The sequence below is a fragment of the Sphingomonas sp. DMC6 genome (assembly GCF_056314225.1).
On record NZ_JBQUYT010000003.1, the window covers coordinates 70,031 to 85,912 of the forward strand.

The following is a 15,882-nucleotide window of genomic DNA, read 5'->3' on the forward strand; positions in this document are numbered from 1 at the left end:
CCGTGAACATACCCGGCCGCAGGCGCCCCGCAAGCGCGATTGCAGCCACTGGGCCGCACAAAAGAAAAGGGGCGGCACGCCGCAGCGCCCGCCCCTTTCCCTAGGCTGTCAGCTGGCGATCAGAGGCCGACCTTCAGCGTGATGAACACCTGGCGCGGCGCGCCGACCATCAGCGTCTGGTTATCGCCCGAATTGCCGAAGCCGTTCGTGCCGATCGTAGAGACATATTTTTTGTCGAACAGGTTGGTGACGTTGCCCTGCAGTTCGAGCTGGCGACCGCCGAGCGTGAACTTGTAGCCCAGCGTCGCATCCACCACCACGCGGCCATCGACATACTGGTCGTTGGTGTAAGTGAAGTAGCGCTTGCTCATATAATCGGCGCCGATGCGGGCGTTGAAGCCTTCATTATCGTGCCAGGTCACTTCGCCCTTCAGCATGTGCTTCGGCGAATCGACCACCGTCTTGCCAGCCGTCGGGACGGTGCCCGAAGCGGTCACGACGTTATCGCGATAGGTCGAGTCGTTGTAGCTGTACGACGCGAACAGACCGAAGCCCATCGGCAGGCGGACATCGCCCGTCGCTTCGAAACCGATCGAGCGCACATTGCCGACATTCTGCAGGATCGCCGGGTTGCCGACGATGCCCGCCCCGGTCGTCACGCCGAGCAGACGGTTGCGGAAATCGACATAATAGCCGGCGAGCGAGCCGGTGAAGATGCCGTTGCGATAACGGCCGCCGATTTCATAGGTATCCGACTGTTCGGGCTTGAGCTGGGTCGAGCCGCTGAGCAGCGCGTTGAAGCCCGCCTGGGTAGTGGCGAACGGGCCGGTCGTGGCCGAAGCGACGAAGGCGCGGGTCGCCTGGGTGAAGCCGGCGAACAGCTCCGCATTGTCGTTCAGGCGATAGTTCAGGCCCGCATGCGGCTGGAACCAGTCGGTCACCTTGATACGACCGCCGGCCAGGCTGCCGGCGACGATCGGATCGGCATGGTTGGTGACGGCAAAGCCCTTCCAGCCCAGATCGACGGTCAACGCACCGAAGGTCAGCTTGTCCTGGACATAGTATTGGACGGTATCGGTTTGATACTTCCAGTACCACTGCGTGAAGAACGGGTTCGACTGGAACGACAGGCTGTCACGGCCCGGATCAGTACGGCTGGTCAGCCCGTAGAAGCGGCGGGCCTGGCGGAAGTCGTTCCGCTCGTACCAGCCGCCGACCGTGATGTCGTTGAAGCCCAGCTTGGTGCCGATATTGCCGAACACGCCCTTGCGGTGGATGTCATATTCGGTCGTACGCAGCGACATCGGCACGCCGTTGGGCGAATCGACATAAGGCGTATACCAAAGGCCCTGGCCGTGATTGGAGTGGTAATAAGCCTTCAGCGTGCCATGCACCGGCGCATCGCCGGTGGTTTCGATACCCGCAGAGCCCAGATAGTCGCGGCGCAGACCGGCGGCGTTGTAATAGGCGTCGTCCGGATTGGCGAAGGGCGCCGGATAGGTCGTGCCGGCCGCCGGGTTGGTCGGCGTCGCGCCGGTATAGCCGGTATTGGCGCCCACGTCGGACACCAGGATCGCCTTGGCATAGTCGTTAGAGATATTGTCCCAGTTATAGCCGAGACGCTTGATCATGCCGAGCGACATGTCCTGATAGTCGTTCTCGCGACGATCAGAATAGTCAAAAGTGCCCACAGCGCGCAGATAGGGGCTGATCGGCTGAACGACCTTGGCGTTAACCTGGTCGACCTTCTGCGAGCCCCAGCCCTTCCACTTGTCGGTATCCGAGTGGAGATAGGAGACGTAGGCGCTGGGGCCGCCCGGTGTGATTTCGCCGGTGTCGAGCCGGCCGAAGACGCGCCAGAAATTGTCGCTGCCGCCGGTGACGTTCAGATCGGCGCCGAGGTGCGACTTTGGATCGCTGGAGACGAACTCCACCGTGCCGCCGAGATTGTTGGTTGCCTGGGCACCGATCGAGGAACCCTGTGCCACACGGGTCACGGCGATGTTTTCGCTGGTGATGGCGCGGCTGATGTGCAGGCCGTTGACGTTGCCATAGCTGGCGTCGCCCAGCGGAATGCCGTCGAGCGTGAAGCCGAGCTGGTTCTGGTTGAAGCCACGGATCGAAATGCGTTCCGCCCATTCATAGGCGCCGAACGGATCGGCACCCTGGAAGTTGACGCCCGGCAGCTTTTCGATCGCCTTCAGCGGGCTGGTGCCCGGCACCAGTTCGGCGAGGTCGCTCTGAGAAAGCTGCTGGGTCTGGCGGGTTTCGCCACGGCCGATCACGACGATTTCGTCGGTCGATTGGGCAGCGCCGCCCTGCGTGTCATTGTCGGTCAGTGCAACCTGGCCGCCGGCGGCCTGCGCCAGCGCGGGCGCCGAGATGAACAGCGTCGTGCCGGCAAGCAGGCCGGCAACAAGCATACGATTCCGCATGCGAAAATCCCCTGGGATGAGACACGGGCACAGCGCCCGTGCTGCGCCGCCGCTAGGCCCGCTGCGTTGCAGCAATTGTCCGTTTCGATGACGAAATGCCTGCAAGTGCGCGTCAGCGTTGTGACAAACCTTGCAAAAACCGCGGAAATTCACCGATTTACACCGCCAGAGATTGGGGCGAGCAAAGTCGGCGCTTGTTGAACGCACCCCTTGTGTTGCCCAATTGCAACACTATCTGCTGCTCAAACACGAACAGGGATCAGGCATGAACCTCGAAAAATTCACCGACCGCGCCAAAGGCTTCCTGCAATCGGCGCAGACCGTGGCGATCCGCATGAACCACCAGCGGATCAGCCCCGAACACCTTCTCAAGGCGCTGCTCGAAGACGAGCAGGGGATGGCCAGCGGGCTGATCCAGGCTGCCGGCGGCGACGCGAAGCGTGCGCTGAGCGAGACCGATCTCGCGCTGTCGAAAATTCCCGCCGTCAGCGGATCGGGCGCGCAGTCGACACCCGGGCTCGACAATGATCTGGTCCGCGTGCTCGACCAGGCCGAGCAGATCGCGCAAAAATCGGGCGACAGCTACGTCACCGTCGAGCGGCTGCTGGTCGCGCTGGCGCTGAGCCTCAACACCGCTGCAGGCAAGGCGCTGCAGGCTGCGAATGCCCGCCCCGAAGCGCTCAACGCCGCAATCAACAGCATGCGCGGCGGCCGCACCGCCGACACTGCCTCGGCCGAAGACCGCTATGACGCGCTCAAGAAGTTTGCCCGCGACCTGACCGAGGCAGCGCGCGCCGGCAAGCTCGATCCCGTGATCGGCCGCGACGAGGAAATCCGCCGCACCATCCAGATCCTCGCCCGCCGGACCAAGAACAACCCCGTGCTGATCGGCGAGCCGGGCGTCGGCAAGACCGCGATCGCCGAGGGCCTCGCGCTGCGCATCGCCAATGGCGACGTGCCCGATACGCTGAAGGACCGCACGCTGATGGCGCTCGACATGGGCAGCCTGATCGCCGGCGCGAAATATCGCGGCGAGTTCGAGGAGCGGCTGAAGGGCGTGCTCGACGAAGTGAAGGGCGCCGAGGGCCAGATCATCCTCTTCATCGACGAAATGCACACGCTGATCGGCGCGGGCAAATCCGAAGGCGCGATGGATGCGGGCAATCTGCTCAAGCCCGCGCTCGCCCGCGGCGAGCTGCACTGCATCGGTGCCACCACGCTCGACGAATATCAGAAATATGTCGAGAAAGACCCCGCGCTCCAGCGGCGGTTCCAGCCGGTGTTCGTCGGCGAGCCGACGGTTGAGGACACGATCTCGATCCTGCGCGGCCTCAAGGAGAAGTACGAGCTGCACCACGGCGTGCGGATCACCGATGCGGCGATCGTCGCGGCGGCGACGCTCTCCAACCGCTACATCGCCGACCGCTTCCTGCCCGACAAGGCGATCGACCTGATGGACGAGGCCGCCAGCCGCATCCGCATGGAAGTGGAGTCCAAGCCCGAGGAGATCGAGACGCTCGACCGCCGCATCATCCAGCTCAAGATCGAGCGCGAGGCGCTGAAGCGCGAGACCGACGAGGCATCGCGCGAACGGTTGGCGACGCTGGAGGAAGAGCTGGCCAATCTCGAGCAGCAATCGGCCGAGCTGACCACGCGCTGGATGGCGGAGAAGGACAAGATCAACGCCGAAGCGGTGCTCAAGGCGCAGCTCGATCAGGCACGGCTGGAGCTGGAACAGGCGCAGCGTGCCGGCGACCTCGCGCGCGCCGGCGAGCTTTCCTATGGCGTCATCCCCCAGCTCACCCGCCAGCTCGACGAGGCGCAGAGCGCCGCCAAGGGCGCAATGCTGCGCGAGGAAGTGACCGCCGACGACATTGCCGGCGTGGTCGCGCGCTGGACCGGCATTCCGATGGAGCGGATGCTGGAAGGCGAGCGCGAGAAGCTTCTCCATATGGAAGACCAACTCGGCAAGCGGGTGATTGGCCAGGCGGACGCGGTGAAGGCAGTCTCCACCGCCGTGCGCCGCAGCCGCGCTGGGCTGCAGGACCCGAACCGGCCCCTGGGTTCGTTCCTGTTCCTCGGGCCGACCGGCGTCGGCAAGACCGAGCTGACCAAGGCGCTCGCCGAATTCCTGTTCGATGATCCCAACGCGATGGTGCGCATCGACATGAGCGAGTTCATGGAGAAGCACGCGGTCGCGCGGTTGATCGGTGCCCCCCCGGGCTATGTCGGGTATGAGGAAGGTGGCGTCCTGACCGAAGCGGTTCGCCGGCGCCCCTATCAGGTGGTGCTGTTCGACGAGGTGGAGAAGGCGCACAACGACGTGTTCAATGTGCTCCTGCAGGTGCTCGACGACGGGCGCCTGACGGACGGACAGGGGCGCACGGTCGATTTCTCGAACACGATCGTGATCCTGACCTCGAACCTGGGCAGCCAGTTCCTCACCAATCTGGCCGACGGTCACCGCGTGGAAGAAGTCGAGCCGCAGGTGATGGAAGTGGTGCGGGCACATTTCCGCCCCGAATTCCTCAACCGGCTGGACGAGATCATCCTGTTCCACCGGCTGGGCGCCGAGCATATGGCGCCGATCGTCGACATCCAGGTCGGTCGGGTGGCGAAGCTGCTCAAGGACCGCAAGGTGGCAATCGACCTGACACCGGCCGCCCGCGACTGGCTGGGCCGGGTGGGATACGACCCGGTCTATGGCGCACGGCCGCTGAAACGCGCGGTACAGCGCTATCTGCAAGACCCGCTGGCCGAGCTGATCCTGAAGGGCGAGGTGAAGGACGGGTCCACCGTCCATGTCGACGAGGGCGACGGGGCGCTGGTGCTCAGCGTGGGGTGAGGTGCGATAGCGCCTGGCAACGGCAGGCTCTTGCATCAAAGAAAAGAGGCGGGCTTTAGGGCCCGCCTCTCTTTTACTTCGAGCTCGATACTCTTGATTAAAGAGCGATATCGAGACCCAGACGGACGTAACGCGGCGACTGGTAACCGGTCACGACGCCATAGTTCGGATCGGGAATGTAGGACGTCGGCAGACCCGTGGTGGGGCTCGTCGTCACATCCAGATCGCCGAACTGATAACGGCGCAGCACGCCCTGCGAATTGAACAGGTTGAACACATCGGCACGGAGCGTGACCTGATGGCCGCCCAGGTTCAGATTATAGCGTGCCGACACGTTGGTCTGCTGAATCCAATCGCCCTGCTGCGCGGTGCCCCGCGGGCTCGGCTTGCCATTGCAATAGTGCGAAGCCGCACCATAGCCGTTCGCAAAAAGATCGGTCGGGTTGTAGCCGAAGCAGCTAAGCGGCGACGGCGACGCGACCTGCAGGTTCAGGCCCAGCGTGAAATTGCTGCTCAGCGCAACACTGCCGAAGAGCTTAAAGTTGTGCGTGCGATCGTTCGGCAGACGGCCATACGAATACGGCACAAACCCCGGCTGGTCGAAGTCTTGTGTAATGCCCGCGTCGGTTTGACCGAAGTCGGATTGCACATACCCTTCCGAATTACCCTTGTTCTTCGTCCAGGTGTAGCTGCCGCCGACCGTGAAGCGTCCGTCGAACGCGCGGTCAAATTTGAAGGTCACGGCGTCGTAATAACGCAACGCCTTGCCATAACCGAGTTGGTTGGCGGTCAGCGTGATCTTCTGGTTGTTGATGTCATAGCCATTGGCCAGCAGGTTGACGATGATATCGCTACCCGGATTATTGATCACATACTGGTGGAAGCCGGTCCAGATGGCGTTGCAGGTGGTTGCCGCACCAGTCTTAACGTTGTGCGGGACAATTCCGTTGGCGGCGCAATAAGAATTCACCGCAGCATCGATTGCCGAGTCTTCGGCAGTACGATCAAGCTTGCGATGGGTCCATTCAAGGCCAACAGTCCACAGCCCCAGCTTCTGTTCGTAGCCGACGATGAGCTCGCTTTCGCGAGTCGACTTCAGATTGGCAGCAATGCCCTGGGAGAGGGAGATATCCGCGCCGTCGCCGGTCACGTTGCAGTTCGTCATCGGACCATTATTAACCAGTGCGAACGGACATGCCGACTGATACGATCCCTGATTGGTAACAAGGCTGGTCAGGATCGGCAGGCCATTCGAGTCAACACCGCTGAAGTGCCAGCGCTGACGGAAGTAGTAAGACGGCGCAGCCTGACGATAAGCCGTATTGCTGGCGACCGGCAGATAGTACCAGCCATAGGCTGCGTACAAACGGCCCGACTTGTCGCCGAAAATTTGATATTCAGCGCCGATACGCGGCGCATAATTTTTCGGAAGGTCGACAGCCGCAAGGCCGCTCGGCTTGTTGACGAGGAAATCGTCGCGACGCGCGCCGAGATTCAGCGTGAGACGATCAAACGGCTTCCATTCATCTTGGATATAGAAGGCTTGGTTCTTCGCCTTGAAGGAGCCGCCGGTGTTATAATAGTTGAGTTCAACGATCGGACCACCCGCGTCGGATGCCCGCGCCAGCATACGCACGCCCGAACCACCCAGCAGTGCATTGTACGCAGCATCCGAGGTGAAGCCGTTCGTGTGCTCGAACGCACCACCCGTCGTGATCGAAACGTGGTTGAGCGTGTTTCTTTCCTGGTCGTAGCCGAACCGCAAATGATGGCTGCCCAGCAGGCTGAACAGAATGTCCGCGTCGGCGCGGAAGAACTTGCGCTCCGTATCATACGGCTGATCGACCAGCTGAGTCCGCTGACCGGTGTAAAAGCCACCGTTCGGCTGACCGTAAAGCGTGGCCCCCGAAGCGTTGGTGAAGTATGGAACATTCGTGGCCCCTGCGACGGCAACATTCAGGAACTGGTCCTTCACGCGGCCATAGGCGGCCGAAACGGTCAGCCAGTTGGTGAACGTGCCGGTATATTTACCGACATAGTCCACGCCGCCCTTCGGGTAATCGGTGACCGTGTTCGCACCGCCATAGGTGTTGACACCATTTGCGTAGCTGTACGGAAGCACCATTTCCTGCGTGGTATTCCGGGTGTCGAAGATCGTAAATTCGAGGTGCTGGCTGTCGATCGGATAGGCATCGAGCTTCACGCCCCAGAACGGATCGCTGTTCGTGTCCTTATACGCCGTACCAGCGTTCGGGTAATTCGTCAGGCTGCTAGAACGCTGGAACTGCAACAGACCATAAATGAACAGCTTGTCCTTGATGATCGGGCCGCTCGCCTCGATCGCACCGGTCAGCGTGTCGGTGGTGTCCGCAGCGCGGTTGGTGCTGCGAACGAAACCGGTGCCATTATACGTGGTCAGATTATTACCAATGGAGCGCAGGGAATTCGGCGCCCAATCGATGTGCACTGCGGCCTTGAAATCATTACTTCCCGACTTCGTCACCGTGTTGACGATACCGCCAGTGGCGCGGCCATATTCAGCCTGATAACCGCCGGTCTTCGTTTCCACGCTCTGCAGGAACCAAAACGGAACCGTCGCGCTTCCGAGATAATTGTCGAAGTTGGTGATGTTGAGGCCGTTGACATAATATGCGTTTTCGGCAACCGAAGCGCCCCCGAGCGACGGCAACCCATTGAAGGCCCCATTGGTCGAGTTGCCTGCGACCGTTCCCGGTGCGAGCAGGACGATCGAGGTCAGGTCGCGGCCGAGCGGCTTGTCCTTGATGAAGCTCGAAACGTCGACAGTGCGGCCACTGGTGGTGCCGGTGAACGCTTTGACGGCGCGCGCGCCCGTAACGACGACTTCCTCACTACCCAACTGGACCGGAATGCTCGCGGCCTGCGATGCGAGCAAGCGGATACCGGTTGCGGTATAGGAGGGCAGCCCTTCGGCAGTAACGCTCAGATCATAGTTGCCGGGCAACAGCGACGCGAAGCGGTATACGCCGTTCGACTGGGTCGTGAAGGTCCGCTTCACACCCGTGTCGCTCGACGTGATCGTCACGGTTGCGTCGGCAATCGGATCGCCACTGGCGTTCGTGACAGTGCCGGTGATGGCACCGCTCGTATAGTCCTGCGCAGAGGCGGTAGCGGTGAGCGCGGCGCTGGCGACAACGGTCGCCCCCAGCAACGCCAAAACCTGCAGCGCGGAACTACCGCGCAACATCATATGGGCTTTCTTCATAAGTTTCCCTCGCTTAGCCTGGCTGCTTTCTTCCCTGCAGCCAGGGTGTCTCCCCGCTCTCCCTCTGGTCCGCAGGCGAACCGGGGAGAGCTTGGGCAAGAGGAAACAGTGAGAACGGGGTGCTGTAAAGCGTAGGTTCAGCTTTCCGGCCGGCTTTCATAGGGGTGTCGCATAAATGCCACATGCCAAGTCATAAAGTTACCGGTATACGATAAACTTTGTTACTTTATGTTGCGGAATGTGTCAGCCAGCCCATTTATTCAGCACGCATCGCCTTGTCCACAGCCAGCAACGGATCGATGCGGGCGGTGCGCCAGGTCAGGCCCCAGTGCAGGTGCGGGCCGGTGGCGCGGCCGGTGGCGCCGACCAGGGCGATCGGCTGGTCGCTAACCACCGAGTCTCCTTCGCGAACATCGATGCGGGACAGGTGCATGAAGGCGCTCGCCAGCCCCATGCCATGGTCGAGAATCAGCAAATTGCCTTCCAGCGTGAACGGCGCCTCTGTCGCCAGCGTCACCACCCCGGCGGCGGGTGCGCGGACCGGGGTTCCGATAGGGCGGGCGATGTCGATGCCCGAATGATAGGCACCGGGCTGGCCGGCATAGATTCGCTGCGATCCGAATCGCGTCGAGATTCACCCCGTGAGTGGCCAGCGGAACGGCCCGCGCCACCCGTCACTCGCTACGTCCCGCGCGCGGGCAGCGGCGATCCGGGCCAGTTCGGCGGGGCGCCTCATCTCGATCGGGCGGAAACACATGGGCTCGCTGCGAAAGGACGATAGCCAATACCGCCTCGGTGCAGCGCTACTTCCCAGCTTAGTAATCGAAGCGCGTGATCCACGGCTCCAACTGCGGCAAAATCGACTCCAGATGCGCTCGATACCGCTCCCAACGACCAGTAGCGCGTCGATAGAGTGGTTCCGTCACCTGCGCATAGCTCGCCGTTGAAATGACACCACGGCGGCGCGCAGTTTCACGGTACTCCAACACTGCGTCATCCCACTTGAGTCCAAGAAATTCGAACAGTGTTGTGAGTTCGGAATGCGGGTTTTCGATCAGCCGCTCATATTTTACCGCACAAACCGGACCGTGAATCAGACGGGTTGCTTTGCTCCAATATTCGAAACTCTGTGCGTAGAAGGCCGCGGCGGTATCCAGGGACAGGAAATTCGCCATCGCATCGTTGAGGCGAAAATTGGTGATAAAGCAGCTCAGGACCACGTCGCATGGATGGCGCAATGCAAGAATGATCGGTGCATTCGGAAAAAGGCGCCGTATCAGCGGCATATGCAACAGATGCAGCGGTGATTTGTCGATCAGGACAGAACCGGTGCGGGCCCCCGCCGCACGCTCGACCTCCCAATAATATCGCGCGCGTAGAGCTTCCGCCTTCCCATCATCCATGTCCGCGAGGGCCTCAAGGCCACCCGCCATTTCTTGCACAAGTCGTAACGGTGGCTGTTCCTCCAGCAGCTGCACGTCTGGATGTCCCATCAGCATCGTATCAAGCAATGTCGTGCCGGATCGCGGGAAGCCGACGAGAAAAACAGGGGGCCGGCCGGCCGGCACGCTAACGCTTGTCCATTGGCCAACCCATTCGGCTGACAGCAGCGCATGATCCCTCGCCAGTGCCGCGCGCATCGCGGCTGCCCGCACTTCGGGTTGCGAAGGGTCTGCCGCCTGCAAGCGATTCATGCGCGTGAAACTGGCAAACGCCGCGTCAATTTCTCCCAGGCCGTCATGGAATTGGCCCGCCATCTGCGCGGTACGGATCGGCTCAACATCTGCAGGTATACGCGCCAAAGCGGCGAGCCCGTCGGCATAGCGCTTCTCGCGCCGGCAGAGCATCGCTTCCAAAAAAGCGATCGCTCCATCACTGACACCATTCGCTCGCGCCCTGGCGATCGCAGCCGGCAATTCCTCCGTGCGATTGGAATGTTCCAGCAACAAGCCGTTTACAAGGTGCGCATCGGAATTCTCCGGCGCGCGCTGCAACACTTCCCCAAGCTCTCGCTCCGCTCCCTCCACGTCCCAGCGATCAACTCTCTCGGTTGCAAGGGTAAGCCGCAATGAGATGTCCTCTGGCGCCCGCCGTACAGCCTCTGCCAGTTCAGACACGACGGCGTCGCTGCGTCCGAGGCTCTTCAGAATTGCCGCACGCTCCATTAATGGCTTCGGATCGCCCGGGAACGCCGCCGCACACGCATCCAGCACGTCGAGCGCCTCTGCGTGTCGACCGGCCTGAACAAGCGCAGCGGCCAGGTTGAGGCGGACGGGCGCTGACGGTAGCAACGACACCGCGCGGCGAAGTGCCGTTACAGCTTCTGCGGCATCGCCGGCATCCGCCAGAGCATTACCCAGATTATTCCAAAGCTCCGCATCTCCCGGAGCCATTGCCGCTGCGGCCCGGTAGGCTTGCGCTGCGACCAGATAGTCACCTGCGAGTTGCGCCACGTAACCGCGCAGACGCCATAAGCGGCCGGTCTTGTCCTGATCGGAATCGTGCGATGACAACAGATATGTCGCCCGCTCGACATCGCCCGAGTCCGCATTGGCTCGAACGAGGTTGAGAAAGAGCCCGAAATCAGAGGGCATCGCTTCATGCGCTCGCTGCAAATAGCCGATACCCGCAGCGAAGTCGCCGGCCTGGCAGCAAAGCATTCCTAACAGACCCGCGACAGGCGGCATCTGATCCGCCTCTTCATAAAGCGCTTCAGCGATCGCTCGTGCCAAAGCCGGTTCGCCCCTGGCTGCCGCCGCTACGGCAGCACGAAGTCTTACAGCCTGATCGGAGGAAAGCGCCTTCGTCTGCATCATCGTTCCATTGTCGAGAGCACCGGTTCGTCGAAACCCGTAGCACGAGAAGAAAGGGCGGCGAACCAAGGTTCGCCGCCCGAAAAGTTACAAACGGAGCGAACAAAACGCTCAGAAATTGAGCGTTGCCCCGACAAAGATATAACGCCCCAGTGCATCGTACACAGCGGGATAGGTGTTACCGTTGCAAGGCCCGGTCGGGCAGGCGCTTGCCGAGCCATCAGCCTTACCCGAGCTGACGAGCGGCGGCTCACGATCGAACAGGTTGTTCACACCAAGACGGAGCGTATATTTCTTGGTAGGCGCGAAAGTAAGCGCCAGATCGAAGTAGTTTTGCGCAGCCAGGCGCGAACCGAAATCGTAGTACGTACCCTTGAGCGAGCTCTCGTTGCTCGACAGGTCGACCTTGACAGGATCGATGTAGCGCCACTGCAGCGACGCTCCAATACCGACAGGCGAGGTATAGCTCAGACGAGCCTTATGCCGCCAACGGGGATTGGGCGCGGAGGGAGTTCCAGTAAGGTTGCTGCACGTAACGCCATAATAGCCTGCACAATCATACGATGCCGTCAGGCCGTTATTGACGCGGAAGCTGTCGAGATAGGTACCTACCAGCGTCAGGCTGAAGTCACCAACGCCTTGAACCTTGCGGTTGTACCCGAAGTTGACGTCTACGCCCTTGGTTTGCACGCGACCCACATTATGCGCGATGTCGGTGACGTAACCGTCATTCGTGAGCCACAACGACCCGGTTACGGGGTTCCGCTTAATCAGGCCGCAGGCGACCGGGTTGAGCGAGTTGGTGCAGCTTGCAAGAATTGCGTCGGCGCCGAAACCTTGGATCGCGTCCCGCACCTTGATGTCGAAATAATCGACGCTGAGGTTAAGGCCGGGTACGAACTCGGGCTGGAACACGACACCGAACGACTTGGTAGTCGCGATTTCCGGGTTCAGCTGGTCGTTACCGCCCACAAGGCCGTTGTATTGACCGGCCGGGTTGGCAGCAACGCGCTGACCGACCTTCAGACCCTGAGCCAAGCAGCCCGTGTCGGCGGCGGTTAGAACCCGATTGGCGCACGGATCCGTCGAGCCATCGAGCGCGACGTGCTGGACAGCGAACAGGTCCTGCAAGTTCGGCGCACGAACCGCCCGGTTATAGCTGCCACGGAAACGGATCGAGCGGACCGGAGCAAACTCCAGCCCAAGCTTATAGGTGTTTGTGTTGAACGAACGCCCGTTGCTGATCTCATAATGAGAATAGCGGTACCCGCCATCAAAGGAAAGATCGTAGAAGAAACTCTTTTGCACCAGCGGCGCGTGAATTTCACCAAAACCTTCCGTAACCTTGTAGCTTCCAGAAATCGGAAGAGTTGCGCCGCCCTGGCCGGTGAGATCGCCGGTCGAAAATGCCTCATCGACCTTCAGATCGAGCGCTTCCCGCCGATATTCCACGCCAAGATTCAACGCAACCCCGGTATCCGCCCAAGGTGTCTTGACGCCATACTTTGTCAAGTCACCCGTGATCGAAGCACTCGCGACCTGCTGAGAGATGACGGCATGCTGAAAGCCGGTTGCAGAAAGGTAATTTACTGCCGCCGGCGTTACGGTGGTCAGTCCGCCGAAGATATCATAAGGAACGCAGTTCGGGTCTGCACCGGTCGTGACCGAACGGCAGGTTGGCACTCCGTTGACATTCACGACGTCGAGAGCGTTGTTGAGCTTACGAACTGAAAATTCGTTCGAATATATCTGGGTGTAGGTAGTCCGCCCATACTGGTAATAGGCGTCATAGTTCCATGCTTCGCCCAGATTACCCTTCGTTCCGATCACGCCACGATACTGCGTATGGCCGAAATCGGCCAAGCGCGGCCCACCTTCAATGTTGCGACGGAGCAACTGAAAGAAAGCCTTGTTATAAACACGCCCGGTGGTTGGATCGATATAGTTGATCGGGGCCGCCGCGGAGTTGGGATTGCTGTCGGCAGTCAGGGGGAAATTACCCAGAAAACCCGTTACGAGATTTTCCTGCGCACAGATCACCGACTTCTGCTGCGCCGAGAGAAGCGGGTTATCGCAATTGATCGTCAGCGTGTTACCGAAATCGCCCGACGGAGCAATTTGGGCTACCGAGCGATCGTCCATGAAGTTGAATTCGAGATACGGACGAAGCGAGTCGTTAACCTCGTAATTAACGAAAGTTCCGGCAGTGTAACGCTCGTCAGGGCGCTGATAGTAGTTCGTCGGCGCGAAGTTGTACCGGGTACGACCCGGCTGCAGCGTGCGGCCACTGCCAATCTGGAAGAAGGTTGACGTGCCGCCGTTATACACAACCGCGTTACCAGGAGCTGCGGTCGAAGAGCCGCCGCACTGCAACGCAGTCGCGCTTGCATTCTGAATGGTGCAGGCGCTGTAATCGCGGTTCGACTGCAGCACCGCATCTACTTTACGATAGCCAAAATACGCGACCGCGTGCCCCCGGCCGTCCGCGAACTTCGAGCCTATGCTGAGCGTTGCATTGACGGTACCGCCATCCGCCACACTACCATCGGGATAGCCATAGCCTGCCAGGCCAGCCTGAGTCCGCGCGTTCAGCAGCGGCGGCGTTACGCTGTTTCCGTTATTATGCTGATACAGGCTGTACTGGCCGTCTAGACGAATGCCGGTAAAGTCCGTGTCCATGATGAAATTAACGACGCCTGCAACGGCATCGGCACCATAGGTCGACGATGCGCCACCGGTGAGCACCTCAACACGCTTCACCAGCGCTTCAGGAATAGCATTGAGATCGGCAGCGGAAGAAGTCGGATCGCCGGCCATCAGACGACGGCCATTGACCAGCACAAGCGTACGCTGCGGACCAAGGCCGCGAAGATCGACCGTAGCTGCGCCGCTCGCTCCGTTCGAAACGGTGCTCGACTGGCCTGCAAAAACCTGCGGCAGGGAGTTCAGCATGTCCTCGACGCGAGTAACACCCTGAAGCTTGAGATCCTGGCTGCTGACGACTGTTACCGGACTGACCGATTCCAGATTCGGCTGGGGAATGCGCGAACCTGTAACCACCACCTCCTGGGGTGCGGCCGCCGGCGCGTCGGTGGACTGCGGAACGCTGTCTTGCGCGAAAGCCGGCGTCGCCGACAAAATGCCGACGAACGCTATTGCGGAGAGGGCAACGCCCCCACGCAGCTTCAGTTGCTTACTCATGAATTACCCTCGTTTGGCCGGTCGCTTGCAAGCGAGTCCGGATTTCCTCCCGCTTCGTTCCGAAGCGCACGCGTCGGACAAAGCTTGAGCCAACTGAAACAGTTAACGAGCAAACTTGTAAAGCTGCAACGAACAGCCGCGCGCCACTTTAGTGAGATTGTCGTAAAAATGACACATAGAGGAGGAAATTATTACAAGAAAGCATTATAAGCTGTTATTTTATATCACAGATCCAATCGCCCGACCCATTTATTCAGCACGCATCGCCTTGTCCACAGCCAGCAACGGATCGATGCGGGCGGTGCGCCAGGTCAGGCCCCAGTGCAGGTGCGGGCCGGTGGCGCGGCCGGTGGCGCCGACCAGGGCGATCGGCTGGTCTCTCACCACCGAGTCTCCTTCGCGAACATCGATGCGGGACAGGTGCATGAAGGCGCTCGCCAGCCCCATGCCATGGTCGAGAATCAGCAAATTGCCTTCCAGCGTGAACGGCGCCTCTGTCGCCAGCGTCACCACCCCGGCGGCGGGCGCGCGGACCGGGGTTCCGATGGGGCGGGCGATGTCGATGCCCGAATGATAGGCACCGGGCTCTCCGGCATAGATTCGCTGCGATCCGAATCGCGTCGAGATTCGCCCCGTGAGCGGCCAGCGGAACGGCCCGCGCCACCCGTCACTCGCCACGTCCCGCGCGCGGGCAGCGGCGATCCGGGCCAGTTCGGCGGGGCGCCGGGCAGTAAATTCAGCGCGCGGCACCGGGTATTTGGGCAAATGATCGAGCCGGGAAATGTCCCATGCGCGCGGCGCGATGGTGAGGGGCGCGCGTATCGCCCGGCCATCGCGGAGCGTCGCGACCAGTTCGGCGGCAGGGCCGGCATCCCGGTCGAACGCGATCAGGAAACGGCCATCGGCCGCGAAGGGAATCGGCTTGCCATCGAGCGCCAGCGCCACGGTTCCCGCCGGCACGTTGCCGCGCGCCAGCCCACCCTGGCTCAACACGCCGTCCAGGGCGAATGGATTGGCCGGCAGCGCGCCCTTCGCACCGGCCTGCCGCGCACCCGCCATCACCGCCAGCAGCGTCCAGGCGAACCCGGCCGCAGCCGCACGACGCGAGGGATTCATGCGCCGGTGAGCGCCTTGGTGGCCACCTGGGCACTGGCATAGGCTTCCTGCCGCTCCGCGCTCCAGTAGCGGAGTTCGTCGACGGGGATGCGTTCGCCGGTGACGGCGCACAGCACATGATCGCCCGGCGCCAGCACGCGGAAACTGCTAGCCATGTAATGCAGCTTGGCCAGGCGCCCGGCATTGGACATCAGCATGTGCGGTATCGCTCCTTCGGGATATAGGTGC

At 61.3% G+C, this 15,882-nt stretch carries 7 protein-coding genes and 1 pseudogene; 1 reads left to right on the plus strand and 7 read right to left on the minus strand.

Annotated features, from left to right (window positions below; all coding sequences use genetic code 11):
- Nucleotides 1–119: 119 nt before the first annotated feature.
- A complete protein-coding gene (locus ACT53M_RS07640; protein ID WP_476232491.1) occupies nucleotides 120–2,435 on the minus strand; it encodes a TonB-dependent receptor in 2,316 nt (771 codons plus the stop codon).
- A gap of 265 nt (nucleotides 2,436–2,700) precedes the next feature.
- Between ACT53M_RS07640 and clpB the strand changes: the two genes are divergently transcribed.
- Nucleotides 2,701–5,280 carry an ATP-dependent chaperone ClpB gene (clpB, locus tag ACT53M_RS07645; protein WP_476232492.1) on the plus strand — a complete coding sequence of 860 codons (2,580 nt, stop codon included), beginning with the start codon at nucleotides 2,701–2,703 and terminating at the stop codon, nucleotides 5,278–5,280.
- 97 nt (nucleotides 5,281–5,377) lie between these two features.
- On the opposite strand, the gene ACT53M_RS07650 is transcribed toward clpB, so the two are convergent.
- The 6 genes and pseudogenes from ACT53M_RS07650 to ACT53M_RS07675 all read right to left on the minus strand — a co-directional run bounded on the left by ACT53M_RS07650 (nucleotide 5,378) and on the right by ACT53M_RS07675 (nucleotide 15,851).
- Nucleotides 5,378–8,524, minus strand: coding sequence for a TonB-dependent receptor (locus ACT53M_RS07650; protein WP_476232493.1), 3,147 nt, complete (start codon nucleotides 8,522–8,524; stop codon nucleotides 5,378–5,380).
- 256 nt (nucleotides 8,525–8,780) lie between these two features.
- Nucleotides 8,781–9,257: pseudogene (locus ACT53M_RS07655) on the minus strand (M23 family metallopeptidase); the annotation flags it as partial.
- An 82-nt stretch (nucleotides 9,258–9,339) separates the two neighbouring features.
- Entirely contained in the window at nucleotides 9,340–11,340 is a 2,001-nt protein-coding gene (locus ACT53M_RS07660; RefSeq protein ID WP_476232494.1) for a tetratricopeptide repeat-containing sulfotransferase family protein, read from the minus strand.
- 108 nt (nucleotides 11,341–11,448) lie between these two features.
- On the minus strand, nucleotides 11,449–14,538 hold the full coding sequence (locus ACT53M_RS07665; protein WP_476232495.1) for a TonB-dependent receptor domain-containing protein: 3,090 nt from the start codon (nucleotides 14,536–14,538) through the stop codon (nucleotides 11,449–11,451).
- Between the two features lie 249 nt (nucleotides 14,539–14,787).
- The gene (locus tag ACT53M_RS07670; RefSeq protein WP_476232496.1) at nucleotides 14,788–15,654 is read right to left on the minus strand and encodes a M23 family metallopeptidase; all 867 of its coding nucleotides are present in this window, start codon (nucleotides 15,652–15,654) and stop codon (nucleotides 14,788–14,790) included.
- Nucleotides 15,651–15,851 carry a DUF2093 domain-containing protein gene (locus ACT53M_RS07675; protein WP_476232498.1) on the minus strand — a complete coding sequence of 67 codons (201 nt, stop codon included), beginning with the start codon at nucleotides 15,849–15,851 and terminating at the stop codon, nucleotides 15,651–15,653. The genes ACT53M_RS07670 and ACT53M_RS07675 overlap by 4 nt, the downstream gene beginning before the upstream one ends.
- Nucleotides 15,852–15,882 lie beyond the last annotated feature (31 nt).

Excerpts from the sequence above, each read along its gene's own strand:
- ACT53M_RS07650 (WP_476232493.1), bottom strand. The coding sequence starts at position 8,524 with ATGAAGAAAGCCCATATGATGTTGCGCGGTAGTTCCGCGCTGCAGGTT.
- ACT53M_RS07670 (WP_476232496.1), bottom strand. The coding sequence starts at position 15,654 with ATGAATCCCTCGCGTCGTGCGGCTGCGGCCGGGTTCGCCTGGACGCTG.
- clpB (WP_476232492.1), top strand. The coding sequence starts at position 2,701 with ATGAACCTCGAAAAATTCACCGACCGCGCCAAAGGCTTCCTGCAATCG.
- ACT53M_RS07665 (WP_476232495.1), bottom strand. The coding sequence starts at position 14,538 with ATGAGTAAGCAACTGAAGCTGCGTGGGGGCGTTGCCCTCTCCGCAATA.
- ACT53M_RS07660 (WP_476232494.1), bottom strand. The coding sequence starts at position 11,340 with ATGATGCAGACGAAGGCGCTTTCCTCCGATCAGGCTGTAAGACTTCGT.
- ACT53M_RS07675 (WP_476232498.1), bottom strand. The coding sequence starts at position 15,851 with ATGCTGATGTCCAATGCCGGGCGCCTGGCCAAGCTGCATTACATGGCT.
- ACT53M_RS07640 (WP_476232491.1), bottom strand. The coding sequence starts at position 2,435 with ATGCGGAATCGTATGCTTGTTGCCGGCCTGCTTGCCGGCACGACGCTG.